This is a genomic window from Cupriavidus sp. FW305-27, assembly GCF_058787995.1.
In genome coordinates this window covers 1-23,666 of the sequence record NZ_JBYTAG010000025.1, presented here as the reverse complement: position 1 = coordinate 23,666, position 23,666 = coordinate 1, and the positions used below count along the sequence as shown (strand labels likewise).

Genomic DNA, 23,666 nt, shown 5'->3' with positions numbered 1-23,666 from the left:
GTTTCAGACCCCTTGGACGTTGTCGGCACTGGCGGGCAGCTCGTCGGCTTCACGGGCGGGCACGCCGTTGAGAATCAGGTTGAGCAGCACAGAGACCACGCAGGCGATGATCACGCTGCTGTGGACAAAGGGCTGCAGGAAGCCGGGCAGCTTCTCCAGCATGCCGGGCAGCATCACGGGCATCATCGCGCAGCCGAGCGTGATGGAGACGATGGAGAGGTTGTTGGGATTGCGGTCGTATTCGACCTCTCCCAGCGTCTTGATGCCGGCGGCCACGACTACGCCGAACATGACCATGGTTGCACCGCCCAGCGCCGCGGCCGGGATCGAGGCAAACAGGGCGCCGATCTTGGGCACCAGCGCCACGGCGCACAGCATCGCGCCGCAGGTGGCTACTACCCAGCGGCTGCGCACCCCGGTGACGATGACCAGGCCCACGTTCTCCATGAAGGCGATATACGGGAACGCCGCGAACATGCCGCCGATGGCGCTGGCCAGGCCGTTGGCACGCAGGCCGCGGGTGGCATCGCGCTCGGTCAGGGGGCGCTTGACGATATCGCCGACGGCGATGAACAGGCCCATCGATTCCACCATCTGCACCACCATCACGATCACCATGGTGGTGATGGCGCCCACGTTGAAGGTGGGCATGCCGAAGGCAAACGGCGTCACCATGGTGAACCACGGTGCGCGCGCGACTTCGTCGAAGCTGCCCATGCCCAGCATCCACGCCACCGCGCCGCCGACCAGCAGGCCGATCACGACGGACAGGTTGCGGATCAGCTCGCCGCCGTGCCGGTTGATGAACAGGATCAGCGCCACCACGCCGAAGGCAACGATGAAAAAAATGGGGGCGCCGAAATCCGACGCCCCCCTTCCGCCTCCAAACCAGTGAAACGAAACCGGGAACAGCGACAGGCCCACCGCGGTGATGGTGCAACCGCTAACCACCGGCGGGAAGAAGCGCTTGAGCTTGCCGATGATGGGCGCAAGGAACATCGCGATTACGCCCGCGGCGATGATGGCGCCGCAGACGCCGTTGAAGCCCAGCGACGGATCGGTGCCGATGGCGATGACGGGGCCCACTGAACTGAATGCAACGCCCTGCATCAGCGGCAGGCGCACGCCGAACTTCCAGAAGCCGACGGTCTGCAGCAGGGTGGCGATGCCGGAGGTGAACAGCGCGGTGCTGATCAGCATGGTGGTCTGCGCCGGCGTCATCTTGAGCGCGCCGGCCACGATCATCGGCACGGCGATGGCACCGAGATAACTGACCAGCATGTGCTGGAAGCCGAGCGTCGCCATGGCGCGTGCCGGCAGGACCTGGTCGACGGGGTGAACCGCTGCTTGCATGATGTTGTCTCCTGCCGCGTGCTGGGGGAAAGTGCGCCATGCCGGCGGCGGCTGGCCCGGTCTGTTGGTTGCCGGGCTCGGTCCGTCACGGTGCCATGCGCGGCGCATGGCCGACGCATGCCTTGCACAGTAGTGATGCACGGCATGCCGTCATAGCGCTATTGCGAAGGCCCTGGCACCGGGCCGCAATCGCGCTTGCAAAATGCGCGCCCGGGGCATCAGGGGTTTCCCTTGGGTTGCGTGAGGGCGGGGGTGGTCATAGGATGGATGCGCTTCTTCATTGCTATCCGAATGCGCTGGAAGCGAAGACGTATTCCCGGCGCTTTCCACCATTTTCCCAACGCCATGTCACCCACCGCAGGATGGTCTGCTGCTGCCTCCCGCTCGCCAGTCAGCCGCGGCGGTGACCTCGACCGCATCCAGTCTCTGTCTGGCCGCGTGTTCGGTCCCACGCGGCTGCGCGCGACGGAGGCCGATGCGGCGCTCGATGCCCGTATCGACACCAGCACCATCGGCCGGCTGACGCTGGTCACCATTGCCTACAACCAGGCAGTGCAGATCGAGCCGCAGCCGAACAAGGATGAGTTCGTGATCCAGACCGTGCTGGCGGGTACGTGCCGCGTGGAGACCCCGCGCGGTGCGATGCTGATGCCGCCGGGTGCGACCTTTGTGTTCTCGCCCACCGTGCCGGCCACGTTGTCGCTGGACCCTGGCTGCGAGCGCTTCAGCGTGGTGATCCGCCGGCAGCTGATCGACGAGGCGTTCCGCCAGCAGTTCAGCTTCGAGCCGCCGGTGCCGATTGAATTCGACATGCAGCCGGTGGCGGACGATGGCCGCGCCGCGCGCTGGCAGGCGCTGGTGAGCTACCTGCGCGCGGAAACGCGGGTGCGGCGCGAAGGCAGCGGCGTGCCGGCGGTGGACGGCAGCATCGAGCGCATCGTGCTGTCGACACTGCTGCTCGACCGCTTTGCCGCGGACGGCAATATGCTGCCGCGCCGGTTCGAGGCGGTGCTGCCTGACTATGTGCGCAATGCCATCGCCTACCTGCGCGCCAATCTTGAACAGCCGCTGACGCTGGAGCAGATCGCCGCACATTGCGGCGTATCGGCGCGCACCTTGCAACTGGGTTTTCGCAAGAGCAAGAACACCACGCCGATGGAGTACCTGCGTCTGCTGCGCCTGCATGGCGCACGCGCCGATCTGCAACGGGCGCGGCAACAGAAGGGGATGGTCAGCGCGATTGCGCTGCGGCACGGCTTTACGCACCTGAGCCTGTTCTCGCGCGAGTACCGGCGCGAGTTTGGCGAGCTGCCGTCGCAGACCTTGCGGGCGGCAGCGCAGCAGGGGGGCTGACGGCGAGCCGGCCCCCCTGTTGCTCAGGACCTTCAGCACTCAGATCGTGCCCGCCGCCACCAGTGCCTCGATCTCTGCCTCGTTCATGCCGAGCGACTTCAGGACAGAAGCAGAGTGCTCGCCGACTGCCGGAACATTCCCCATGGAAGCCGGTACGCCCGACAGCGTAGCCGGCGGCAGAAGTGCCTGGATGGCGCCACCCGGCGTCTGGACTTCCCGCCAGCGATTGCGTGCGGCAAATTGCGCGTGCTGCCAAACATCATGCATGTCGTTCAGGGGCGAGTTGGCAATGCCCCCGCGATCGAGACGTTTGACCAGCTGTTCCCCGGTCATGGAGCGGAGATGACTGGCGATCTCCTGGTCCAGCGCCGCGCGATTGGCGACGCGTTGGAGATTGGAGTTAAAGCGGTCATCTGCCGCCAGGGCCGGGTCCTCCAGCACCTCGGAGCAGAACCGCTGCCATTCCCGTTCGTTCTGCAGCCCGAAGATGACGCTGGCCCCATCGCCGGTCTGGTACTGGCCATAGGGGGCGATACCCGGATGCGCAACGCCGTTGCGTGCCGGCGGCGTGCCGCCATAGTGAGCAAAGTTCAGGGGATATGACATCCATTCGCTCAACGCCTCGAGCATGGTGACTTCAACCCGGAGGCCGGCGCCAGTCCGTGCGCGTTGCAGCAAGGCGGACAGGATGCCGGTATAGGCGTACATGCCAGCGGCAATGTCCGCGATGGAAATGCCGGTGCGCGACGGCGCAGCTTCCGTACCGCTTACCGAGATCAGGCCCGCAGCGGCCTGGATCAACAGGTCATAGGCCTTCTTGTCGCGGTATGGCCCGCTGTCACCATACCCTGAGATATCGCAGACGATCAGCTCAGGATAGTCAGCATGCAATGACTCGAAGTCCAGTCCCATGCGTTGGGCGGCTCCCGGCGCCAGGTTCTGGATGAACACGTCCGCTTCGGCGAGCAGCTTGTGCACGATCGCCTTGGCCTCGGGCTTCTTGAGATCCAGCGTGAGGCTTTCCTTGCCGCGATTTGCCCAGACAAAGAACGACGACTGGCCGTGCACGGAATGGTCATAGTCGCGGGCGAAATCGCCAACGAGCGGGCGTTCCACCTTGATGACGCGGGCGCCGAGATCGGCGAGCTGGCGGCTGGCGAAGGGCGCCGCTACAGCGTGCTCAAGCGCCAGAACGGTGATGCCATCAAGGGGGCGTAGGCTGGGTTTCATGGAGGGAGAATGAAGGGACCTGGCGGCACACGGGCCGGACGACAAAGTATAGGAATGGTCCTCTTCCCCCGAACAGTCGAGAATTCCTAAGGCGGCTTCGAAGTCTTCGAAACTGGCCGCATGCCTGCCCTTAGGGCGCAGCGTCCGGTGCGCCCCATTCGGCGACATACCGGATAAAGTCCCGCGTATAGGCCGGGAGCGCCTTCTGGCTCCGCACGACAATCCGCTGCTCGCGCCGGGCCCATGGCTCATCCAGGGTGACCCCTTCCACCACCCCTTGCTCAATCAGGGGACCCGCTACGGAACGTGGCACGAGGGAGATGCCGGCGCCTTCCTGTACGCAACGCATGGCCGCGGCAAAGTCGGGTGCATGCACGCGAACGCGTGGCTTGATGCCGGCACGCGCGGCCATGTCATTGAGGAAGAGGAAATTGCTGCTCTTGCTGCCGACGGATACCAGGTCGTAAGCCAATGCCTGTGCAAGGGACATCTTGTCGAGCAGCCCGGACGGGTGGCGTGCCGGAACCACGAACATCAACTCATCGACGCCATATCGAATGAACTCCAGGCCCCGCATATCGATCGCGCCGGCCACCAGTCCGACGTCCGCCCGGTCCTCGATCACTGCCCGCACGCTGTCCTCGCTGAGGTGCTCCTCCAGGTCGACATTGACGTTCGGGTACGCCGCCAGGAACCGGCTAAGCGCCGCGGGCAGGCTGGCCATGGTGCTGCTGTTGGCGTAGACACGGATATGCCCTTCAATGCCGTCGGTATGGCGCCGCATCTCCGACTGCAAGCGTTCGACGTTCTCCATGATCGCCTCGGCATAGTGCTGTACCGTCTCGCCCGCCGGCGTCAGGGCCATGCCCTTCTGTGTCCTGTTGAACAACGGGACGCCCATTGCCTGTTCGAGGTTCTTGAGGCGGTAGCTGGCCGAAGGCGCCGTCAGATGCATATCTGACGCTCCTGCCGTCACGCTCTTGGCCTGCGCAATGGCGAGGAATACTCGCAGGTCGGTGAGTTCGAAACGCACGCTTGTCTCCGTTGCCCGACAGTTCCCGGGGATGTTTAGAGGAATTCTAACGACACCCCAGGAGCTTTCGACTGGTGTCCTTGCAGGGTCCGATTCTATATTTCGGCTCGTCACGGCAGCTACCGCTGTGCTATGCGAGAAATAATCGGAGACCAACATGACTATATTCTTCCGCAGGATCGCCAGCGCGCTGGGCAGCGCCGCGACACTCCTGGCCTGGGCGTCCCCGTCAGTGGCGCAGACAGACTACCCGGTGCGGCCTGTCCGACTGATCGTTCCGTACCCCGCTGGCGGGCCGACGGACACCTTCGCCCGATCGCTGGCTGCAAGCTGGGGCCGCAAGCTGAACACCTCGGTGGTTGTCGAGAACAAGTCGGGGGCCGGCACGATAGTCGGCACCGAGCTCGCGGCGAAAGCGGCACCGGACGGCTATACGTTGCTGCTGACCACTGTCGCGCATGCCGTGAACCCAAGCATTCACGCCAGCCTGCCGTATCGCACGATCGAGGACTTTGCGCCAGTCGGGCTGGCGGCTCGTGCGCCGCTGGTGCTGGTCGTGAACAAGGGCGTCCCGGCGAAAACACTGCCGGAATTCTTCGCTTATCTGAAGTCGCGTCCCGGCCAGGTCAACTATGGCTCAGCCGGAGTTGGCAGTGCCCCGCATCTCGCCGGGGAACTGCTGAACTACACGGCAGGAACGAAAGCGGTCCACGTCCCATATCGGGGGAGTGCGCCTGCCATGGCCGATCTTATCGGTGGCCATGTCGAATTCATGATCGACAGCGCACCGACAGGGCTGGCGCAGGTGCGCGCGGGAACGGTGCGATTGCTGGGAACGTCGATGGGAAAACGCCTGCCGCAGACCAGGGAGACGCCGGCGATTGCGGAAGCCGTGTCAGGCTATGAGGCGTACACCTGGAACGCGGTATTCGTGCCAGCCCGAACACCGTCGGCAGTTGTCCAGAAGCTGGTCTCGACACTTGGCGATGCACTCAGCGATCCCGCCCTGCAAAGCAAAGCCTTCGAACTCGGATTGCAGCTGGAGACGCAGCCTACACCAGCGGGGCTCGACCAGTTCCTGCGCGCGGAACTGGAGAAGTGGAAGCGGGTGGCCGTCGCCACGAATATGAAAGCCGACTGAGCGAAACCCGCGCAGGCCAGCGCCGGAACCAACCATCAGGAATACGGAGAAGCCATGAACGCCTATCAACTTTGTCCGCAACGCTACTTTGAGGATTTCGAACTCGGAGAGCACTTCAACCTGCCGTCCCGCACCATGACCGACGCGCTGTTCGCGGCGTTCCAGCTGGCAAGCGGGGACAACCATCCGGTTCACTACGACGTCGAGTACTGCCGTGCTCTCGGCATGCCGCACATGCTGGCGCACGGCTTCCAGGTCGTGATCCAGACTGCCGCGGGGGCGGGCCTGTTTCCCCATATGGTCGAGGAGTCCCTGAAGGGCTTTATCGAGCAGAGCAGCCGCTTCCTCGCGCCTGTCTATGTCGGCGATACGTTGTACTGCCGCCTCACCGTCACCGAGCTGGTTCCCGGTCGTACGACCGGCGTGCTGGCGATGCGGTCGGAGGTGCGAAACCAGAACGACGTCTGCGTCATGGAGGGTACGCAAAGGTACTTGCTGCGCAAGCGTGTGCCGGGCAGCAGCGGGGACTGACGGGAGGTCAGCCTCCGCTGCCGGTCAGGACCGTCAGGCTGCCTGGGCCACGGGCAGGCAGACCCTCAGCAGCGTCTGCAAGCGCAGCTTGTCGAGGTGCCGGCCGATAAATACGAACTTGCTTTGCGCGGCCTCCGCGCCCCACGCATCGGCGGGATGAAAATCCATCAGCCGGTGCACGGCTTGCAGCACGTAGCGGCGGTCATCGCCCTCCACGGCCACGATCCCCTTCATCCGGAACACATCGTCCCCTTGCGCCGCGAGCAGTGCCTTCAGGCCGTGCTCCAGGCGCTGGCGGTCGAACGGCTGGTCGAACACCAGCGATACGGACGTCACCGACGGATCGTGGCGGTGGCCGTGCGCGTCGTCATCGTGCACGTGGTCGCAATGCTCGTCGCACACGTGGTCGTGATGGTCGTGGTCGTGCGCATGTTCGTGGTGGTCAGCGTGCGCGTCCGCCTGGATCGTGCCCGTGGTAAAGCCGCCGATGCCGAGGATCTTGCCCAGGTCCACCTGTGCAAAGTTTGAGCGCAGGATCTGCGCACCCTCATTCAGGCGGTGGATGCGTGCCTCCAGCCTGTCTAGCTGCGCGGCGTTCACCAGGTCGGTCTTGTTGAGGATCACGCGGTCGGCCGCCACGATCTGGTCGACGGCCTGGTTGTCGAAGCCGGTCAGTTGGGGATCATCGAGGTGGCTCTCGATATGCACCGCGTCCACCAGCGTCAGGATGCCGTCGAGCGTGACCTGCTTGGCGACTTCGTTGTCCATGAAGAAGGTGGCCGCCACCGGCGTGGGATCGGCCAGGCCGCTGGTCTCGACCAGGATATGGTCGAAGCGCTCGGGCTGCTCCAGCAGCTTCTGCAGGATGCGCACGAGGTCGGTGCGCACATCGACCACGCAGCAGATGCAGCCGTTGGTCATCTGGTAGATCTCTTCGTCGGAGGTCATCACCAGGTCGGAATCGACATCGACCTCGCCGAACTCGTTCTCGATCACGGCGATGCGGTGGCCATGCTTCTGCGTCAGGATGTGGTTGAGCAGCGTCGTCTTGCCCGAGCCGAGGAAGCCGGTAAGGATGGTGACCGGGACGGGCGGTTGTTGTGCGACGGCAGGTGCGTTCATGTTGTCTCCTGATTGGGTACTGCGTTCCCCGCTATCGCGGGGCGAAAGTTCTCTAGTTCTCTTCAGGCGGTAGCCACGTTGGGGCGCAAGCCTTGCCAGCGTTCCACCAGCCCGTCGTGCGGCACGTCGAACAGGTCCAGCACGCGCCCCACGGTGTGGTTGACGATGTCGTCCACTGACTGCGGATGTGTGTAGAAGGCCGGCACCGGCGGCACCACGATGGCGCCCATCTCGGTCACCGTGGTCATGTTGCGCAGGTGCACCAGGTGGAAGGGCGTCTCGCGCGCCAGCAGCACCAGCCGGCGGCGCTCCTTGAGCATCACGTCGGCGGCGCGGGTGACGAGGTTGTCGGCAAGCCCGGTGGCGATGGCGGCCAGCGTGCGCATGGAGCACGGCGCCACTACCATGCCGTCGCAGCGGAACGAGCCGCTGGCGATGGTGGCGCCGATGTCGCGCACGTTGTGCACCACGTCGGCCATGGCTTCGAGCTGCGGGCGCTGCAATCCCAGTTCATGGTGCGCGGTCAGCAGGCCGGACGGCGAGCAGACCAGGTGGGTCTCCCAGCCGTCCAGTGCCGACAGTGCCTGCAGCACGCGCACGCCGTACACCGCGCCGCTGGCGCCGGTAATGGCCACCACCAGGCGTTGCTTGCGGGTCATGGGGTGGCGCCTTCCTTCGCTGCCTTCTCAGCCAGTGCCTGCAGCACTTGCTCCGGCTTGATCGGGTAGTGCCGGAAGCGCACGCCGATGGCATCGAACACCGCATTGGCAATCGCCGGCCCGATCGCGACGATCGGGTCCTCGCCCACCCCCTTGGCGCCGAACGGGCCGCCGGGGTCGGGGGCCGCTTCCAGGATCACCGTGTGGATGGGTGGCATGTCCATCGCCAGCGGCATCTTGTAGTCGACGAAGTTGGCGTTGAGCGAGCGCCCGGTGCGCATATCGATCTGGTAGTCCTCATACAGCGTATGGCCGATGCCTTGCTGGATGCCGCCTTCGATCTGCCCTGCGGCAGCCACCGGGTGGATCACCTTGCCGACGTCATGCACAGGCAACACCTGCTGCACGGTGATGAAGCCGGTTTCGGTATCGACCGCCACCTCGACAAAATGCGCGGCGAATGAATACGACTTGGTCGGGTGATAGGTGGCGGTGCCCACCAGCTGCGCGGCGGGGATGCCCTTGCGCGGCATCACGGCCTCGCGCACGGTCAGGGTCGGGCCGTCGCGGTCGCGCACGGCGATCACGCCGGCGGTCAGTGTCAGGGCCTCGGGCTCGCATTCCATCAGCTTGGCCGCGCGATCGAACAGCTGGCGCTTGATCTCGCCCGCCGCCATCTGCGCGGCCTTGCCGACCATATAGGTGGTGTGGCTGGCAAAGGCGCCGATGTCCCAGGGCACCACGTCGGTATCGCCGTGCACGACCGCCACCGCTTCGAACGGCAGGGTCAGTTCTTCTGCAACGATCTGGGCGAGGGCGGTATGCGCACCGGTACCCAGCCCGGCCGCGCCGGTCAGCAGCACCACGGTGCCATCCTCATTCATCTTGATGATGGCGTTGCCCTGCTCCTTGATGCCGGGATAGGCGCTGCTGCCGTGCATTTCGCAGCCCAGGCCCCAGCCGGTGCGGATCGGGCCGTTGGTGTCGCGCGGGCGCCGGCGCAGCGCGGGCCAGTCGACCAGTTCCATGCCTTTCTCGATGCAGGCCTCCAGGCCGTGCCCGATCAGCGGATGGTTGGACGGCGCAATGTCGCCTTCGCGCACGGCGTTCTTCAGCTTCAGCCCGGCGGGGTCCAGGCCCAGGTGCTCGGCGGCCTCGTCCATCTGCACGTCGAGCGCGTAATAGGTCTGGACCACGCCATAGCCGCGGAAGGCGCCGGCGATGGGGCTGTTGGTGTAGACGCAGCGGCCTTCGAGCAACACGTTGTCGCAGCGGTACAGCGAGACCATGGCGGCGGTGCCGACATTGGTCACACCCGGGCCATGCGAGCCATAGGCGCCGGAGTTGAACACCACTTTGGCCTGGCGCGCGGTGATGGTGCCGTCGTTGCGGAAGCCTTGCTTGAGCCAGATCTTCGCCGGATGGCGCGTGCGCCCGCCGAGGAAGGTTTCCTCGCGCGTGTATTCCATGCGCACCGGGCGGCGCGTCTCGCGCGCCAGCAGCGCGCACAGGAACTCCTGCTGGAATAGGTCCTGCTTGGCGCCGAAGCCGCCGCCCATGTGGTCGACCAGCACGCGCACCTTGTGCAGCGGCAGGCCCAGCACCTCGGCCATGATGCCGCGCACCATGAAGGCGGTCTGGGTGGAGATCCACACCGTCAGGTTGCCGTTGCCGTCCCAGCTGGTGGTGCAGACGTTGGGCTCCATGTAGGCGGGGGTGGGGCGGCCGCCTTCGTAGATGCCTTCGAGGATGAAGTCCGCCTCGGCAAAGCCCGCTTCGACGTCGCCGCGCTTGATGATCACCGGCGGCAGCACCAGGTTGCCGCCGGGTTCGCGGTCGTGGATGCGCGGGGCGTCAGAGCGCTCGGCGTCCTCGGTGGTGAAGACGGCGGGCAGCGTTTCGTACTCGACTTCGATCAGCTCGACCGCGCGCTCGGCGATCTCTTCGCTGATGGCGGCCACCGCGGCGACGCCTTCGCCCCAGTAGCGCACCTTGTCGTCCAGGATGTACTGGTCGCAGGTCACCGAGGCGGAGCGCGGGTGGGGCGAGCCGGCGTGCAGCACGCGCGGCACGTTCTCATGGGTCAGCACGGCTTTGACGCCTGGCAATGCCAGCGCACGCGAGGTGTCGATGCGGTGGATTTTCGCGTGCGCGAGGTTGCAGCGCTTCATCTTGCCGAACAGCAGGCCGGGGAAGGGCATGTCGGCAACGTATCTGGCGTTGCCGGTGACCTTGTCGAGCAGGTCGGTGCGCTTGACGCTGTGTCCGATCACGGCGTGGGTCATCATGCCTCCTCGCTGGCGCGGGCCTTGCAGCCCGCGAATTCCATGGCCTCGGCGGTCCTCTCGATGGCCTCGATGATCTTGGTGTAGCCGGTGCAGCGGCAGATATTGCCGGCAATGGCAAAGCGGATTTCGTCGCGCGTGGGACGCGGGTTCTCGTCCAGCAGCGCCTTGGCCATCACCACGAAGCCCGGCGTGCAGAAGCCGCACTGCGCGGCGCCGCACTGCATGAACTGCTCCTGGATCGGGTGCACGGTGTCGGGCGCGGGCTGCACGCCTTCGATGGTGGTGATGTGGCAGCCGTGCGCTTCGGGCGCCAGCACCAGGCAGGAATTCATCGGCTGGCCGTCGATGATGACGGTGCATGAACCGCATTCGCCCACGTCGCAGCCCTTCTTGGTGCCGGTCAGGCAGGCGTCGTTGCGCAGGGCGTCGAGCAGCGTGCCGTGCGGTTCCACCGCCAGTTCGCGCGGTTCGCCGTTGATGACGAGTTCGATTATCTTTCGCATGTTGCGGCCTCCAGGGCTTGCTCCAGGGCGCGGCGGGTCAGCACGCTGACCATCTGCCGCCGGTAGGCTTCGCTGGCGCGCACGTCGCTGATGGGGCGCGCTTCGCCCATGGCGGCGTGCGCGGCCTGCAGGACCAGGGCGTCCGTCACGCGCTGGCCGCGCAGCACCTGCTCGGCACGCACGGCGCGTACCGGGGTCGGGCCGACCGCTGCCAGCACGATGCCGACCTCGGCGCAGTGGCCGTTCTCGACTGTCAGTGATACCGCCACGCCGACGGTGGCCAGTTCCATCTGCACGCGGCGGCCATGCTTGAGGTAGACCTTGCCGGTGTGGGGGCGCGGCGCCGGCACGGTGATGCGGGTGACGATCTCGTCCGGCGCGATGGCGGTCTTGCCGACGCCGGTGACGAAGTCCTCGACGCGCAGCTCGCGCGAGCCTGACAGGCCATACAGGTGTACCGAAGCACCGTCCGCCACCAGCGGCGCGATCGAATCGGCCGACGGTGACGCGCGGCAGACGTTGCCCACCACGGTGGCGCGATGGCGCACCTGGATCGAGGCGAAGTCCGTCACGGCTTTCGCCAGGCTGGCGTAGTGGCGCTGCACGAAGCCCGAGGTCTCCACCGCGCGCGTGGTCACCAGCGCGCCGATGCGCAGGCCGTTGACGGGGTCGAACGTCAGCACGTCCATGCCCGGGATCTTCTTGATGTTGATCACCTGCTCGGGCTTGCGCACGGACTCCTTGATCTGGACCAGCAGGTCCGTGCCGCCGGCCAGCACGCTGGCCTTGCCGCCGCACCGGTGCAGCATGGCCGAGGCTTCCGCCAGCGTTGCCGGTTCGAAATATTCAAACGCTCTCATTGCTCCTCCTGGTCTGTGCCATCGGCGTCTGCCTGTCGTGTGGGGCGCGCACCGTTGAAGTCATCATGGGCGGATGGGCTTCATCGGTAAAGACCCGGAAACGGATTAATTGATCGTGTTACCCTCTGAATCAGACGCGCCGGCCAATCTGGCAAGACAAGTGCGCACCCCGACATCCCGGAGGTAGACAACGTGCCCAACATCAGCAACATGAACGTGTCGCTGCGCCAGCTGCGCGCGTTCATCGCCGTGGCGCAGGAGCGCCACTTCACCCGCGCGGCCGAGAAGCTGGACCTGTCGCAGTCGTCGGTCAGCGCGCTGATCCACGAGCTGGAAGGCAACCTCGGCCTGAAGCTGTTCGACCGCCACACGCGCCAGCTGCACATCACGCAGGCGGGCGCGGAGCTGCTGCCGCTGGTGAAGAAGGCGGTGGCCGATATCGACAGCGTGATCGAGAACTCCAGCGAGCTGCGCACGCTGGGGCGCGGGCGCGTGTCGATCTCGGCGTCGTCGATCCAGGCGGCGCTGATGCTGCCGCGCGTGATCCGCGAGTTCTGCGTGAGCCATCCCGGCGTGAAGGTGGAACTGCACGACGTGTCCGAGCATGAGGTGACCAAGATGGTCAGCTCGGGCGAGGTGGATTTCGGCATCGGCACCATTCCCGAGGGCCAGCCCGACCTGAGCGCCCACCGGCTGATGTCCGATCCCTTCGTGATCGTGATGCCGGCGCATCATCCGCTGCGGCGGCGCAAGACGCTGCGCTGGGAAGACGTGGCGGGCCTGCCCGTGATCGGGCCGCACAAGGGCAACCCGATCCGCGACTGCCTGGATACCGCTCTGGCCGCGCGCGGCATTTCGCTGCAGCGGGTGCACGAGGTGTTCCTGCCGCTGACCATGGTGGGCATGGTGGATGCCGGGCTGGGCATCGCGGTGATGAGCGCGGCGGTCACGCGGCTGACTTCCGCGCTGGGGCTGGCCACGGTGATGCCGACCGATCCGGTGATCCACCGCGAGATCTCGCTGCTGGTGCACGCGGACCGGTCGCTGTCACCGCCGGCCCAGGCTTTCCGCGACCTGCTCATGCGCTTTCGCGCCAAGCTGGCCGACGCAGCCTGACTACGTCAGGCCGGCTCCTTCGCCAGCCCGTGGGCCTGGGGGACCGGCGAGCGGGCGTTGAACAGCAGGTTCAGCAGCACCGCGGTCAGCGTGCCGAGCAGGATGCCGTTCTGGCAGAACTTGGCCAGCAGCTCCGGCATCTGCGCGAAGAACTTGTCCGACACCAGCGGGATCATGCCCAGCGCTACGCTGACGGCGACGATATAGGCGTTCTTCTTGTTCTCGACAAAGTCCACATGGCCGAGGATGCGCACGCCGGTGGCGGCCACCATGCCGAACATCACCAGCGCGGCGCCGCCCAGCACGTATTGCGGGATCGAGGCGGCAAAGAAGGCCAGCTTGGGCAGGCAGCCCAGCACGATGAGGATGCCGCCGGCGGTGGCGCAGACCCAGCGGCTGCGCACGCCGGTGACCTGCACCAGCCCCACGTTCTGCGCGTACGAGGTGTAGGTGAAGGTGTTGAACACCGCTCCCACCAGCGCGCCCACGCCGTCGGCACGCAGGCCGCGCGCGAGGTCGTCGCAGCCCACCGGGCGGCCCACGATCTCGCCTAGCGCCAGGAACTGGCCCACGCCCTCGATCATGATCACGATCATCACCACGCACAGCGTGACCGCGGTCATGGCATCGAAGGTGGGCCAGCCGAAGTGGAAGGGCGTGATGAACTCCACCCAGTGCGCGTTGTGCAGGCCGTCGAAGTTGACCTTGCCCAGCGACAGCGCGATCACGAAGCCCACCGCGATGCCGATCAGCACCGCCACGTTGCACAGGAAACCCCTGGCAAAGGCCACCAGCGCCAGCACCGTGCACAGCACAGCGGTGGCGATGGCGATGTTCACCGGCAGGCCGAAGTTGGGATTGGGCACGGGGCCGGCCGCCGTGTTGATGGTCGGGTTGCCGCCCGCCGCCCAGTTGATGCCGACGCGCATCAGCGAGACGCCGATCACCAGCACCACCGTGCCGGTCACTACCGGCGGGAACCAGCGCACCATCTTGCCGACATAGGGCGCGGCAATGTAGGTGAAGATGCCCGCCACCATCACCGCGCCGAACACGGCCGGCAGGCCCAGCGACGGATTGGAGCCGGTGGCGATGATCGGTGCGATGGCGGTGAAGGTGACGCCCATCATCACCGGCAGGCGGATGCCGACCTTCCAGATGCCGATGCTCTGGATCATCGTCACCAGGCCGCAGCAGAACAGGTCCGCGGCGATCAGGAAGGCCACCTGGTCCTTGGGCAGCTTGAGGGCGCCGCCGATGATCATCGGCACGGCAATGGCGCCGGCATACATCACCAGCACGTGCTGCAGGCCAAGGGCCAGCAGGCGGGTCGGGGGCAGGACCTCGTCGACGGGATGCACGGGGGCATTCCCTTGCGTAGGCAGGGTGGAATTCATACTGTCTCCTTTGGTCGGTACCACGCCGGTCGCGCATTGCGCTCACGTGTCGCCAAGGTCGCCGGCAGTTTCCTTTCCGGGATGGTCAGTGGCCATCCTTCTCGTGCGATGCCCGCGCCTGTCCTGTCTTGTCAGTCCAGCATGACAGCGGCGGCGGGAAGGTACAACGTTCGCGGCGGATTTATCGATCGGGTGAAACGATGAGTCCGCCAGTTTCAGCGGGTTATCCCTTACGGCACGTGGGAGCCCGCGCGTTCCAGCCGCTTCAGCAGTGCTGCCGCGCGCTCCATCGCGGCAGGGTCGATGCGAGCGCGGATACCGTCGAAGGCAGGTCCGCGCGTGGCGTCCAGTCCCATGCGTGATGTGGTGCCCACACCCGAGGCCGAGGGGTCGAGTGCGCTGCCAGGCAGGCCGTCGACCACCACCACGTCCAGGTGCGGTTGCAGGTGCGTGGCCATCGCCCACAGCACTTCTTCATCGCGGGTGATGTCGACGTCCTCGTCCACCGCGACCACCGTCTTCAGGTACGGATCCCAGCCGAGCAGGCCCAGCATCACCTGGCGCGCCTCGCCTGGGCGGCTCTGGCGCAGCGCCACGTAGGCGTGAAAGTGCGTACCGGAGCTGGGGTAGTGCACGGCGGTGACGCCGGGGAAGCGCTCCCTGAGCTTGTCGACCATCTCCGATTCGCGCGGGATGCGGCCCAGGTTCAGGTGTTCGGCCGAGTTGCCGCCGACCACGTCGACCAGCCATGCATCGGTGCGGCGCATCACGCTTTCCACGCGCAGCAGGTTGTTGGTCGAGCGGTCCGACGAATAGCCGGTGAATTCACCGAAGGGGCCTTCGTCGACGCGCGCGTCGGGATCAATCACGCCTTCAAGCACGATCTCCGCATGCGCCGGCACCAGGATGCCGTGGCGCGGCGTGCGTACCGCTTCCAGCGGCGCGCCGAACAGGCCGCCGGCAACGTGGCGCTCGTCCACGCCGTAGGGCAGCCGCGCAGCGCCGGCCAGCATGAACAGCGGATGCGCGCCGATCACCATGGCCACCGGCAGCGGCCGGCCCAGTTCGGTGGCGCGCTGCTGCATGCGCCACAGGTGCCCGCGCGAATGCAGGCTGGTGGCGATCTCGGTCGGCGAGTGCAGCATCGAGCGGTGGTAGCTGGCGTTGCCGATGCCGGTGTCGGGGTCTTCCGCGATCAGGATCGCGTTGGTGATGTATGGGCCGCGGTCGGTGGCGAAGTGCTTGATCGCCGGGATCGTGCGCAGGTCGATGTGTTCAGTCTCGACATGGCCGGTGACGGCGCCGCTGTCCAGCACGCGCGGCGCCACCATGCGGCGGCTGCGGGTCTGGTATTCGCCATGGATGCCGGCGGGCGCCACGCCGCCCAGCATGCGCCCCACGCGCTCGCGCGAGGCGAAGAGGTTGGTCGCCAGCGACGTGCCCAGCCCTTCGACATGGTCGAACAGCAAGGCCGGATGGCGGCCCTGCGCGGCCAGCGCCCACACCAGTGCGGTCGGGTCCTGGTCCGCGCCGACCGGCTCGCGGATATGCAGCACGTCTTCGGGAAAGGCCTCGCGGTAGGCGGCCAGGAACTGGTGGAAGTCCTGCGAGGTGTCGTGAAAGGGCTTGCGCGCCGATGCCGCTGAGGCGAAGGGCGCTGAGGGTGAGTTCATGGATCGGCTCCTGTGGTCAGGGTTGGCCAGGGCGAAGGCTGCCCCGGGGGGGGCGGGGGGGCTCCCGGCCGCCGTGCCGTGCCTGCCTGCCGAACAGCTAGCGACTACATGTCAGCGCGTGCTGGCGTACGTATCCTTCAGCCGCGCCAATGCCTCTTGCTGCGTCCTGGGCGGCGCCGTGGTCTCGATGCCGACCAGCCGGGCGATGTTGTTGCCCATGTAGTCCTCCAGCCCGTCCTCGTCCAGGTCCATGCCCTGCGGCGCGGGACCGCACAGCATCTCCAGCTCGCGCAGCCACATGCCGGGCTCGTTGGGCGGGGTGTCGGTGCCGAACACGATCTTGTCGCGCGGCAGCTGGCGCGCGAACTCGACGATGCGCGACTGGAAGCACCAGCCCGATTCGCAATACACGTTGGGCGTGTCCATTGCCATCCAGAAGGCCTCGAACGAGTAGTTGCCGCCGGTCTGGATGCCGAAGTGGCCGATGATGAAATTGACCATCGGGAATTCGCGGATGATCGGGTAGAACATCGTCGGGATGGTGTACGGGCCGTCGCCGGTGTGGATCAGCACCACCACGTTGTACTTGGCGCAGACCTTCATCGCCGGGCGCAGCCAGTCCAGCGCGCGGTCGGGGCGGTAGCCGTGCATGTTGGCATGCAGCTTGAGCATCTTGAAGCCGTATTCCTTGACGTGGAATTCCAGCTCCTGCGCGCCTTCTTCCGGGCCCCAGCGCGGGTTGAAGGTGAAGTTGCCGATAAAGCGGTCGGGGTACTTCTGGCAGAGCTCCGCGATGTAGGCCATGTAGTCGCGGATGCCTTCGCGCCCGCGGCGGTTGCCGTCGCGGTAGCCGGTGTTGCCCGGCGGCGGCTGGATAAAGCCCATGTCGATGCGGCGCGGCTTGCCGTTGATCATGTAGGGGCCGTCCATCATCTTGAGCATGCGCTCGCCGTTGAAGGGCTCGCCGGTGTGGCGCCAGGCCTCGTCGACGAGATTGGTCGGGTGCAGATGGGTATCGATAATCATGTTGTGTGCTCCGGAGTCCGTTGTCGGTGGCGCGGGCCTGTGCGCTTACGCGGCCAGGCGTGCTTTCGCTTCTTCGAGCGTGCGCGGGACCGGCGTCGGTTCCAGGCCGATCATCCGGGCGACGTTGTTGCCGAGGTAGTCTTCCAGCGTGTCTTCATCCAGGTTCAGGCCCTGCGGCGGCTCGAAGCACAGCACTTCCAGCAGGCGCAGCCACATGCCGGGCTCGTTGGGCGGGGTGTCGGAGCCGAACAGGATCTTGTGCTTGGGCAGCACCTTGGCGAACTCGACGATGCGCGACTGCAGGCACCAGCCCGATTCGCAGTACACGTTGGGCATGTCCATGGCCATCTGGAACGGCTCGAAGCAATACACGCCGCCGGTCTGCACGCCGAAGTGGGCCATGATGAAGTTCACCGTCGGGAACTCCTTCATCATCGGCACCCATTCGGTCGGGATGCTGTAGGGGCCGTCGCCGGTATGCAGCTTGACCAGCACGCCCAGCTCGGCGCACTTCTGCAGTGCCGGGCGCAGCCAGTCGAGGGCGCGGTCCGGGCGGTAGGCATGCATGTTGGCCTGGAACTGGACCATCTTGAAGCCCAGCTTCCTCACGTAGTGCTCCATGGCGTTGACGCCGTTCTCGACGCCGCAGCGCGGGTTGTAGACGAAGCAGCCGATAAAGCGTTCCGGATACTTCTTCACCATCTCCGCGGTGTAGGCCATGTACGCGTCGATGGACTCGCTGCCTGACTTCACGCCGTCGGTGTAGGTGTAGATGGTGTTGCCCTGCGGGGGCTGGATAAAGGCTTTGTCGATGCGGCGCGGCTTGCCGTTGATGGTGAACGGGCCGTCCATCATCTGGATCAGGCGCTCGCCGGTGAACGGGTCGCCGTCGTGGCGCCAGGCCAGGTCCACCAGGTTGGTCGGATAACAGCTGGTGTCGATGATCATGGGAGATCCCCTAACAATGACTAGGTTGGACACGCATGCGGCGGGCGTGCGCGAACAACGCCGCGGGGCCGGCCTTGCATGCTGCTATCGGGAGTCTTTGTCAGGGGAGCTGTTGGACCACTGCGCCACCGACGAAACCCTCCGTCAGTGAGCAATCTCCAGTTGAACCTCGCGGCATTGCGCCGCTGCTGTCCAATCGACCGCTTCTACCCACGCGCTCTTTATACCTAGCGCGCAAGCGTTGCGTCAAGCGCATCATGTGTTGCGCCGCACGAACAGCGGGCGCACGTGCATTCCAACCATGGTACGAATCCGCTACATTGCATAAACCGTGGTGGCAGGCCCGCCGGCGCGGGGCAGGGAGAACTCGGGCCGATTGCTTTGAACGGGGTTTATCACGGGGAAGGGTGAAAAACATGCACGGCAACTATGCGGTGATGGCGGGGGCCATGCTGTCTGTTGCGCTGTCGATGGCGCTGGGCGGCTGCGGCGGGGATGGGGGCCAGACGGAGATGGTGTCGCCGACTGCGACGACCACGGCGGCCACGACAACAAAATACGGGGTCACGGAAACCACCACCAGCGCCACCACGCGCTGGGCACCGGCGCTGACCGATACCTGGCAGATCCAGCTGACCGGCAAGCTCAACACCAGCTATGCGGTGACTGCCTATGACTTCGACCTGTTCGATACGCCGCAGGCCACTATCGCTGCGCTCAAGGCCCAGGGCCGGCGCGTGATCTGCTATTTCTCCGCGGGCAGCTCCGAGGACTGGCGCCCCGACTACAACCAGTTTGCCGCCGCGGACATGGGCGCGCCGCTGTCGGGCTGGGCGGGCGAGCGCTGGCTCGATACGCGCTCGGCCAACGTGCGCCGCATCATGCAGGCGCGCATGGACCTGGCGGTCAGCAAGGGCTGCGACGCGGTCGATCCGGACAACGTCGATGGCTATACCAACAGCACCGGCCTGCCGCTGACGGCCGAGACCCAGCTCGACTACAACCGCTTCCTGGCGGCCGAGGCGCATGCGCGCGGGCTGGCGGTGGGGCTGAAGAACGATGTGGAGCAGGTGGCGGACCTGGCGGCGAGCTTCGATTTCGCCATCAACGAGCAGTGCTTCCAGTACCGGGAGTGCGGCGCCTATACGGCGTTCACGGGGCAGGGCAAGCCGGTGTTCCAGATCGAGTACGCCACCAAGTACAAGGACGCGGCCACGCGCGCCGGGCTGTGCGCCAAGGCGCAGGCCGCCAACCTGCGCACGCTGGTGTTGCCCAAGACCCTGAACGGCTCGTTCCGCTACGCCTGCGACGCCTGAGTGCCTGCGCCGGCGGGGGCGGCGCGTTCCAGCTCCCGCCAGGCCAGGTAGAGCCGGGTATCGAATTCCAGCTGGTGGTAGCGCGGCTCCATGTGTTCACAGAGCCGGTAGAAGGCCTTGTCGTGATCGCTCTCCTTCAGGTGGGCGAGCTCGTGCACGACGATCATGCGCAGGAATTCCGGCGGCGCTTCCTTGAACAGCGACGCCACGCGGATTTCCTTCTTGGCCTTGAGCTTGCTGCCCTGCACGCGCGAGATCGCGGTGTGCAGGCCCAGCGCACGCTGGGCCGAATCGAGGCGCGCATCGAAGCCGACCTTGTGCAGCGGCGGCGCGCTGCGCAGATATTCCTGCTTGATGTCCGTGGTGTACTCGTACAGCGCGCGGTCGGTCTGCACGGTATGGCGCCCGGGGTAACGGCGGGCGATATGGTCCCCGAGCCGGCCGGCGGCGATCAGCTCGCGCACCTGCTCCAGCACGCCGGGCGGGTAGCCGCCCAGGAAGCGCATCGGGTCCTTGCCGGCGGGGCGCCAGGTTTCCCTCACGGCAGTGGCCTGCTCAGTGGTGGTGATGGTGGTGCATCCAGCTGTTGTCCAGCGAGTTGACGAAGGACTCGACCGCGTCCTTGTCGCCGGTGGCGTGACGCATCATCTCGCCGCACTTGCAGAAGCCCTGGTACGGGGTGATGTGCGAGCAGGCCGACGTCTTCTGCAGGTACAGCGTGACGGGTTTGGTGCACTTCTTGCACTTGAACTTCAGGGTCAGGGCGGGTTTGCTCATGGCGATGGCTCGGGAAATCGGCGAAAAATCGAACCTGTCATTGTACCGGCCAGGGCGGAATCGAGCAGCGCTGCCTCAGCGCGCCGCGCCTGCCTGATACACTCCCGCCATTCCCGAACAACCCTCCAACACGCACCCATGGCACAGTACGTTTTCACCATGAACCGCGTGGGCAAGATCGTCCCGCCCAAGCGTCACATCCTGAAGGACATCTCGCTGTCGTTCTTCCCCGGCGCCAAGATCGGCGTGCTGGGCCTGAACGGCTCGGGCAAGTCCACGGTGCTCAAGATCATGGCCGGCCTCGACAAGGAAATCGAGGGCGAAGCCACGCCGATGCCGAACCTGAACATCGGCTACCTGCCGCAGGAACCGCAACTCAATCCCGAGCAGACCGTGCGCGAATCGGTGGAAGAGGCGCTGGGCGGCGTGTTCGAGGCGCGCAAGAAGCTCGACGAGATCTACGCGGCCTATGCCGAACCGGACGCCGACTTCGATGCACTGGCCGCCGACCAGGCCAAGTACGAAGCCATCCTGGCCGCCAGCGACGGCAACAATGTCGAACTGCAGCTGGAAATCGCCGCCGACGCGCTGCGCCTGCCGCCGTGGGACGCCAGGATCGAGCATCTCTCCGGCGGTGAAAAGCGCCGCGTGGCGCTGTGCCGCCTGCTGCTGTCGCGCCCCGACATGCTGCTGCTGGACGAGCCGACCAACCACCTGGATGCGGAATCGGTGGAATGGCTGGAACAGTTCCTGACGCGCTTTCCGGGCACCGTGGTGGCCGTGACCCACGACCGCTACTTCCTCGACAACGCCGCCGAGTGGATCCTGGAACTGGACCGCGGCCAGGGCATCCCCTGGAAGGGCAACTACAGCTCGTGGCTGGACCAGAAGGAAGCGCGCCTGAAGCAGGAAGAGGCCAGCGAATCGGCCCGCCAGAAGGCGCTGCACAAGGAGCTGGAGTGGGTGCGCCAGAACCCGAAGGGCCGCCAGGCCAAGTCCAAGGCGCGTCTGGCCCGCTTTGACGAACTGAACAGCCAGGACTACCAGAAGCGCAACGAAACCCAGGAAATCTTCATCCCGGTGGGTGAGCGCCTGGGCAACGAGGTGATCGAGTTCGACGGCGTGAGCAAGGGCTACGGCGACCGTCTGCTGATCGACAACCTCAGCTTCAAGGTGCCGCCGGGCGCCATCGTCGGCATCATCGGCCCGAACGGTGCCGGCAAGTCGACCTTCTTCCGCATGCTGACCGGCAAGGAACAGCCCGACAGCGGCGAGATCAAGATCGGGCCGACCGTGAAGATGGCCTTTGTCGACCAGAGCCGCGACGCGCTTGATGGCACCAAGACCGTGTTCGAAGAGATCTCGGGCGGCTCCGACATCCTGACGGTGGGCAGGTACGAAACGCCGTCGCGCGCCTATATCGGCCGCTTCAACTTCAAGGGCGGCGACCAGCAGAAGCAGGTCGGCACGCTGTCGGGCGGCGAACGCGGCCGCTTGCACATGGCCAAGACGCTGATTGCGGGCGGCAACGTGCTGCTGCTGGACGAACCGTCCAACGACCTTGACGTGGAAACGCTGCGGGCGCTGGAAGATGCGCTGCTGGAATTCGCGGGCTGCGTGATGGTGATCTCGCACGATCGCTGGTTCCTGGACCGGATTGCTACGCACATCCTGGCGTTCGAGGGGGACTCGCATGTGGAGTTCTTCCCCGGCAACTACCAGGAATATGAGGCGGACAAGAAGCGGCGGCTGGGTGAGGAAGGGGCCAAGCCCAAGCGGATTCGGTATAAGCCGATTGTGCGGTGAGCGTTGTGGAGGGGAGTTAATTCGCCGTTCGCGTTTTCGCGCGAATGGCGAATGGCGAATGACGCAGTGTTGTCGCAAGTCCTGCAGGACGGGAGGAGTGATGATGAAATCTGGCAGGTCTCCAGTTTCCCTATATCTGACGAAATCCGAAATCGCCGAGCTAAGGCGGAACAAGAAACGCATCTCAGACTTGGCTCGAAAGGCATTCAGCTCGATGAACCTGAAGGGCAAATAAAGCCCCTTGGGCCCGAGCGGCGCCAGCGGTGAGCAGACAGCGCTCGTGCCATAAGCAAAAGCCCCGACTCAAATGAGCGGGGCTTTCTGCTGAGTAATCCCTGCGACCATTCTTCGGCCTTCTACGGCATTCTCCTAGCCCGCTTTCACCAGCCTAACCCGCGTAATCTCCGACGGCGCCCCAAACCGCTTCGGCGGCCCCCAATACCCGGTGCCACGGCTGATATAGATCCACAGTGAACCATGCCGCACCAGTCCGGCGGTGTATGGCTGCTGCATCGGCACGAACAGGTTCCACGGCCAGAACTGGCCGCCGTGGGTATGGCCGGACAACTGCAGGTCGAAACCGGCTTCCGCCGCGGCGGCAGCGGTGCGTGGCTGGTGGGCCAGCAGCACGCGCGCGCCGGCGTGTGCCGGGGCGCCGGCGATGGCGCGGTGCGGGTCGCTGCGGTGGCTTTCGTGGAAGCGGCCGGCGGAGTAGTCGGTGACGCCGCCAAGTACCAGCGCGTCGCCGTCGTGCTGCAGCACCACATGTTCGTTCATCAGCACGCGCACGCCCAGGCGGCGCAGCTCAATGATCCACGGCTCCGCGCCGGAGTAGTACTCATGGTTGCCGGTGACGAAGTAGGTGCCGTGGCGCGCCTGCAGCCGGGCCAGCGGCGCGGTGTGGGCGGATAGTTCGCGCACGGTGCCGTCGACCAGGTCGCCGGTGATGGCGACGGCGTCGGCCTGCAGGCTGTTGACGCGGTCGACGATGCGGTCGAGGTAGGGCCGCTTGATGGTGGGCCCGACATGGATGTCGCTGATCTGGGCGATGGTGAAACCATGCAGGGCGTCGGGCAGGCCGGCCACGGGCACGTCGACTTCGACCACGCGCGCCAGCCGGCGGGCATTGATATAGCCGGCCAGCGTGACCAGCAGCGCCAGCAGCGGCACCGCCACCGCACTGCCCGCGGACAGGCCGGGCGCGTGCCAGCCGAGCAGTTGCCCGGCCAGCCAGGCCGCCGCCAGCGCCACGTCGCGTACCAGCGTCAGCACCAGCAGGGATGAGAAGAATCCCATTGCCAGCATGCCGATCCAGGAAACCAGGTCCGACCAGGGCTGGCTGACGCGCCGCGCCAGCAGCCCGGCCGGCAGCAGGGCGCAGGAGAGGGCCAGCCAGGAGACGGCCAATGCCTTGACCGCCATCGGCACCGGCATCGCCGGCAGCAGGCGCAGCCCGATATAGCCGTGCAGCAGGGCTGTCACGAGGGCGGCGGTCAGGATGGTGGTGCGTGGAGGCATGGGGGCGGGCCTGGGC

Annotated in this window: 21 protein-coding genes; 6 read left to right on the top strand and 15 right to left on the bottom strand. The window is 65.9% G+C overall.

The annotated features are described in order from the left end of the window. Positions 1 to 3 precede the first annotated feature (3 nt). The gene (locus AC3WRI_RS14145; RefSeq protein ID WP_058698055.1) at positions 4 to 1,353 is read right to left on the bottom strand and encodes a nucleobase:cation symporter-2 family protein; all 1,350 of its coding nucleotides are present in this window, start codon (positions 1,351 to 1,353) and stop codon (positions 4 to 6) included. A 345-nt stretch (positions 1,354 to 1,698) separates the two neighbouring features. Here AC3WRI_RS14145 and AC3WRI_RS14140 point away from each other — a divergent pair, with 345 nt between their 5' ends. Beyond that, on the top strand, positions 1,699 to 2,706 hold the full coding sequence (locus AC3WRI_RS14140) for an AraC family transcriptional regulator (RefSeq protein WP_037023832.1): 1,008 nt from the start codon (positions 1,699 to 1,701) through the stop codon (positions 2,704 to 2,706). A gap of 39 nt (positions 2,707 to 2,745) precedes the next feature. Here AC3WRI_RS14140 and AC3WRI_RS14135 read toward each other — a convergent pair whose 3' ends face one another. Together AC3WRI_RS14135 and AC3WRI_RS14130 are read right to left on the bottom strand one after the other, a co-directional pair. After that, on the bottom strand, positions 2,746 to 3,936 hold the full coding sequence (locus AC3WRI_RS14135) for a CaiB/BaiF CoA transferase family protein (RefSeq protein WP_011616133.1): 1,191 nt from the start codon (positions 3,934 to 3,936) through the stop codon (positions 2,746 to 2,748). 130 nt (positions 3,937 to 4,066) lie between these two features. Next, positions 4,067 to 4,969 (bottom strand): LysR family transcriptional regulator, encoded by a 903-nt coding sequence (locus tag AC3WRI_RS14130; RefSeq protein ID WP_439671031.1) that lies wholly within the window; start codon positions 4,967 to 4,969, stop codon positions 4,067 to 4,069. Positions 4,970 to 5,126: 157 nt separating this feature from the next. Here AC3WRI_RS14130 and AC3WRI_RS14125 point away from each other — a divergent pair, with 157 nt between their 5' ends. Further along, on the top strand, positions 5,127 to 6,110 hold the full coding sequence (locus AC3WRI_RS14125) for a tripartite tricarboxylate transporter substrate binding protein (RefSeq protein ID WP_010812284.1): 984 nt from the start codon (positions 5,127 to 5,129) through the stop codon (positions 6,108 to 6,110). Between the two features lie 54 nt (positions 6,111 to 6,164). Then, a complete protein-coding gene (locus AC3WRI_RS14120; protein ID WP_010812283.1) occupies positions 6,165 to 6,641 on the top strand; it encodes a MaoC family dehydratase in 477 nt (158 codons plus the stop codon). A gap of 33 nt (positions 6,642 to 6,674) precedes the next feature. Here AC3WRI_RS14120 and AC3WRI_RS14115 read toward each other — a convergent pair whose 3' ends face one another. The 5 genes from AC3WRI_RS14115 to AC3WRI_RS14095 form a co-directional block, all read right to left on the bottom strand. Continuing rightward, positions 6,675 to 7,763 (bottom strand): CobW family GTP-binding protein, encoded by a 1,089-nt coding sequence (locus tag AC3WRI_RS14115; RefSeq protein WP_010812282.1) that lies wholly within the window; start codon positions 7,761 to 7,763, stop codon positions 6,675 to 6,677. A gap of 62 nt (positions 7,764 to 7,825) precedes the next feature. Beyond that, entirely contained in the window at positions 7,826 to 8,422 is a 597-nt protein-coding gene (locus tag AC3WRI_RS14110) for a UbiX family flavin prenyltransferase (RefSeq protein WP_010812281.1), read from the bottom strand. Further along, on the bottom strand, positions 8,419 to 10,707 hold the full coding sequence (locus AC3WRI_RS14105; protein ID WP_010812280.1) for a xanthine dehydrogenase family protein molybdopterin-binding subunit: 2,289 nt from the start codon (positions 10,705 to 10,707) through the stop codon (positions 8,419 to 8,421). The genes AC3WRI_RS14110 and AC3WRI_RS14105 overlap by 4 nt, the downstream gene beginning before the upstream one ends. Continuing rightward, positions 10,707 to 11,213, bottom strand: coding sequence for a (2Fe-2S)-binding protein (locus AC3WRI_RS14100; RefSeq protein WP_010812279.1), 507 nt, complete (start codon positions 11,211 to 11,213; stop codon positions 10,707 to 10,709). The genes AC3WRI_RS14105 and AC3WRI_RS14100 overlap by 1 nt, the downstream gene beginning before the upstream one ends. Next, positions 11,201 to 12,073, bottom strand: coding sequence for an FAD binding domain-containing protein (locus AC3WRI_RS14095; protein WP_011616130.1), 873 nt, complete (start codon positions 12,071 to 12,073; stop codon positions 11,201 to 11,203). Before AC3WRI_RS14095 ends, AC3WRI_RS14100 begins: the two co-directional genes overlap by 13 nt. A 192-nt stretch (positions 12,074 to 12,265) precedes the next feature. On the opposite strand from AC3WRI_RS14095, the gene AC3WRI_RS14090 reads away from it, so the two are divergent. Then, complete coding sequence (locus AC3WRI_RS14090) at positions 12,266 to 13,189, top strand: LysR family transcriptional regulator (protein WP_492293453.1); 924 nt, start codon at positions 12,266 to 12,268, stop codon at positions 13,187 to 13,189. A gap of 5 nt (positions 13,190 to 13,194) precedes the next feature. On the opposite strand, the gene AC3WRI_RS14085 is transcribed toward AC3WRI_RS14090, so the two are convergent. From AC3WRI_RS14085 to AC3WRI_RS14070, 4 genes are all read right to left on the bottom strand, one after another. Then, positions 13,195 to 14,586, bottom strand: coding sequence for a nucleobase:cation symporter-2 family protein (locus tag AC3WRI_RS14085; protein ID WP_010812276.1), 1,392 nt, complete (start codon positions 14,584 to 14,586; stop codon positions 13,195 to 13,197). 230 nt (positions 14,587 to 14,816) lie between these two features. Next, positions 14,817 to 16,259 carry a UbiD family decarboxylase gene (locus AC3WRI_RS14080; protein WP_010812275.1) on the bottom strand — a complete coding sequence of 481 codons (1,443 nt, stop codon included), beginning with the start codon at positions 16,257 to 16,259 and terminating at the stop codon, positions 14,817 to 14,819. Positions 16,260 to 16,370: 111 nt separating this feature from the next. After that, positions 16,371 to 17,285 (bottom strand): amidohydrolase family protein, encoded by a 915-nt coding sequence (locus AC3WRI_RS14075; protein WP_010812274.1) that lies wholly within the window; start codon positions 17,283 to 17,285, stop codon positions 16,371 to 16,373. A 45-nt stretch (positions 17,286 to 17,330) separates the two neighbouring features. Next, complete coding sequence (locus tag AC3WRI_RS14070; RefSeq protein ID WP_011616127.1) at positions 17,331 to 18,233, bottom strand: amidohydrolase family protein; 903 nt, start codon at positions 18,231 to 18,233, stop codon at positions 17,331 to 17,333. Positions 18,234 to 18,649: 416 nt separating this feature from the next. Here AC3WRI_RS14070 and AC3WRI_RS14065 point away from each other — a divergent pair, with 416 nt between their 5' ends. Next, positions 18,650 to 19,549 (top strand): endo alpha-1,4 polygalactosaminidase, encoded by a 900-nt coding sequence (locus tag AC3WRI_RS14065; RefSeq protein WP_010812272.1) that lies wholly within the window; start codon positions 18,650 to 18,652, stop codon positions 19,547 to 19,549. Here AC3WRI_RS14065 and AC3WRI_RS14060 read toward each other — a convergent pair. Both AC3WRI_RS14060 and AC3WRI_RS14055 read right to left on the bottom strand, forming a co-directional pair. Beyond that, complete coding sequence (locus tag AC3WRI_RS14060) at positions 19,531 to 20,055, bottom strand: M48 family metallopeptidase (RefSeq protein ID WP_011616126.1); 525 nt, start codon at positions 20,053 to 20,055, stop codon at positions 19,531 to 19,533. The two genes, AC3WRI_RS14065 and AC3WRI_RS14060, sit on opposite strands and share 19 nt — an antisense overlap. Before the next feature lie 49 nt (positions 20,056 to 20,104). Beyond that, entirely contained in the window at positions 20,105 to 20,326 is a 222-nt protein-coding gene (locus tag AC3WRI_RS14055; protein ID WP_011616125.1) for a hypothetical protein, read from the bottom strand. Positions 20,327 to 20,464: 138 nt separating this feature from the next. On the opposite strand from AC3WRI_RS14055, the gene ettA reads away from it, so the two are divergent. Continuing rightward, on the top strand, positions 20,465 to 22,132 hold the full coding sequence (ettA, locus tag AC3WRI_RS14050) for an energy-dependent translational throttle protein EttA (RefSeq protein ID WP_010812269.1): 1,668 nt from the start codon (positions 20,465 to 20,467) through the stop codon (positions 22,130 to 22,132). Between the two features lie 369 nt (positions 22,133 to 22,501). Here the strand turns inward: ettA and AC3WRI_RS14045 are convergent, their stop codons facing one another. After that, positions 22,502 to 23,650: a metallophosphoesterase gene (locus AC3WRI_RS14045; protein WP_492293460.1), complete on the bottom strand. Its 1,149-nt coding sequence runs from the start codon at positions 23,648 to 23,650 to the stop codon at positions 22,502 to 22,504. Positions 23,651 to 23,666 lie beyond the last annotated feature (16 nt).

Bases quoted from the DNA above. Each gene is read 5' to 3' on its own strand.
- AC3WRI_RS14105 (WP_010812280.1), bottom strand. From the start codon at position 10,707: ATGACCCACGCCGTGATCGGACACAGCGTCAAGCGCACCGACCTGCTC.
- AC3WRI_RS14125 (WP_010812284.1), top strand. From the start codon at position 5,127: ATGACTATATTCTTCCGCAGGATCGCCAGCGCGCTGGGCAGCGCCGCG.
- AC3WRI_RS14080 (WP_010812275.1), bottom strand. From the start codon at position 16,259: ATGAACTCACCCTCAGCGCCCTTCGCCTCAGCGGCATCGGCGCGCAAG.
- AC3WRI_RS14115 (WP_010812282.1), bottom strand. From the start codon at position 7,763: ATGAACGCACCTGCCGTCGCACAACAACCGCCCGTCCCGGTCACCATC.
- AC3WRI_RS14075 (WP_010812274.1), bottom strand. From the start codon at position 17,285: ATGATTATCGATACCCATCTGCACCCGACCAATCTCGTCGACGAGGCC.
- AC3WRI_RS14070 (WP_011616127.1), bottom strand. From the start codon at position 18,233: ATGATCATCGACACCAGCTGTTATCCGACCAACCTGGTGGACCTGGCC.
- AC3WRI_RS14095 (WP_011616130.1), bottom strand. From the start codon at position 12,073: ATGAGAGCGTTTGAATATTTCGAACCGGCAACGCTGGCGGAAGCCTCG.
- AC3WRI_RS14045 (WP_492293460.1), bottom strand. From the start codon at position 23,650: ATGCCTCCACGCACCACCATCCTGACCGCCGCCCTCGTGACAGCCCTG.
- AC3WRI_RS14110 (WP_010812281.1), bottom strand. From the start codon at position 8,422: ATGACCCGCAAGCAACGCCTGGTGGTGGCCATTACCGGCGCCAGCGGC.
- AC3WRI_RS14065 (WP_010812272.1), top strand. From the start codon at position 18,650: ATGCACGGCAACTATGCGGTGATGGCGGGGGCCATGCTGTCTGTTGCG.
- AC3WRI_RS14140 (WP_037023832.1), top strand. From the start codon at position 1,699: ATGTCACCCACCGCAGGATGGTCTGCTGCTGCCTCCCGCTCGCCAGTC.
- AC3WRI_RS14060 (WP_011616126.1), bottom strand. From the start codon at position 20,055: ATGCGCTTCCTGGGCGGCTACCCGCCCGGCGTGCTGGAGCAGGTGCGC.
- AC3WRI_RS14135 (WP_011616133.1), bottom strand. From the start codon at position 3,936: ATGAAACCCAGCCTACGCCCCCTTGATGGCATCACCGTTCTGGCGCTT.
- AC3WRI_RS14100 (WP_010812279.1), bottom strand. From the start codon at position 11,213: ATGCGAAAGATAATCGAACTCGTCATCAACGGCGAACCGCGCGAACTG.
- ettA (WP_010812269.1), top strand. From the start codon at position 20,465: ATGGCACAGTACGTTTTCACCATGAACCGCGTGGGCAAGATCGTCCCG.
- AC3WRI_RS14085 (WP_010812276.1), bottom strand. From the start codon at position 14,586: ATGAATTCCACCCTGCCTACGCAAGGGAATGCCCCCGTGCATCCCGTC.
- AC3WRI_RS14145 (WP_058698055.1), bottom strand. From the start codon at position 1,353: ATGCAAGCAGCGGTTCACCCCGTCGACCAGGTCCTGCCGGCACGCGCC.
- AC3WRI_RS14120 (WP_010812283.1), top strand. From the start codon at position 6,165: ATGAACGCCTATCAACTTTGTCCGCAACGCTACTTTGAGGATTTCGAA.
- AC3WRI_RS14055 (WP_011616125.1), bottom strand. From the start codon at position 20,326: ATGAGCAAACCCGCCCTGACCCTGAAGTTCAAGTGCAAGAAGTGCACC.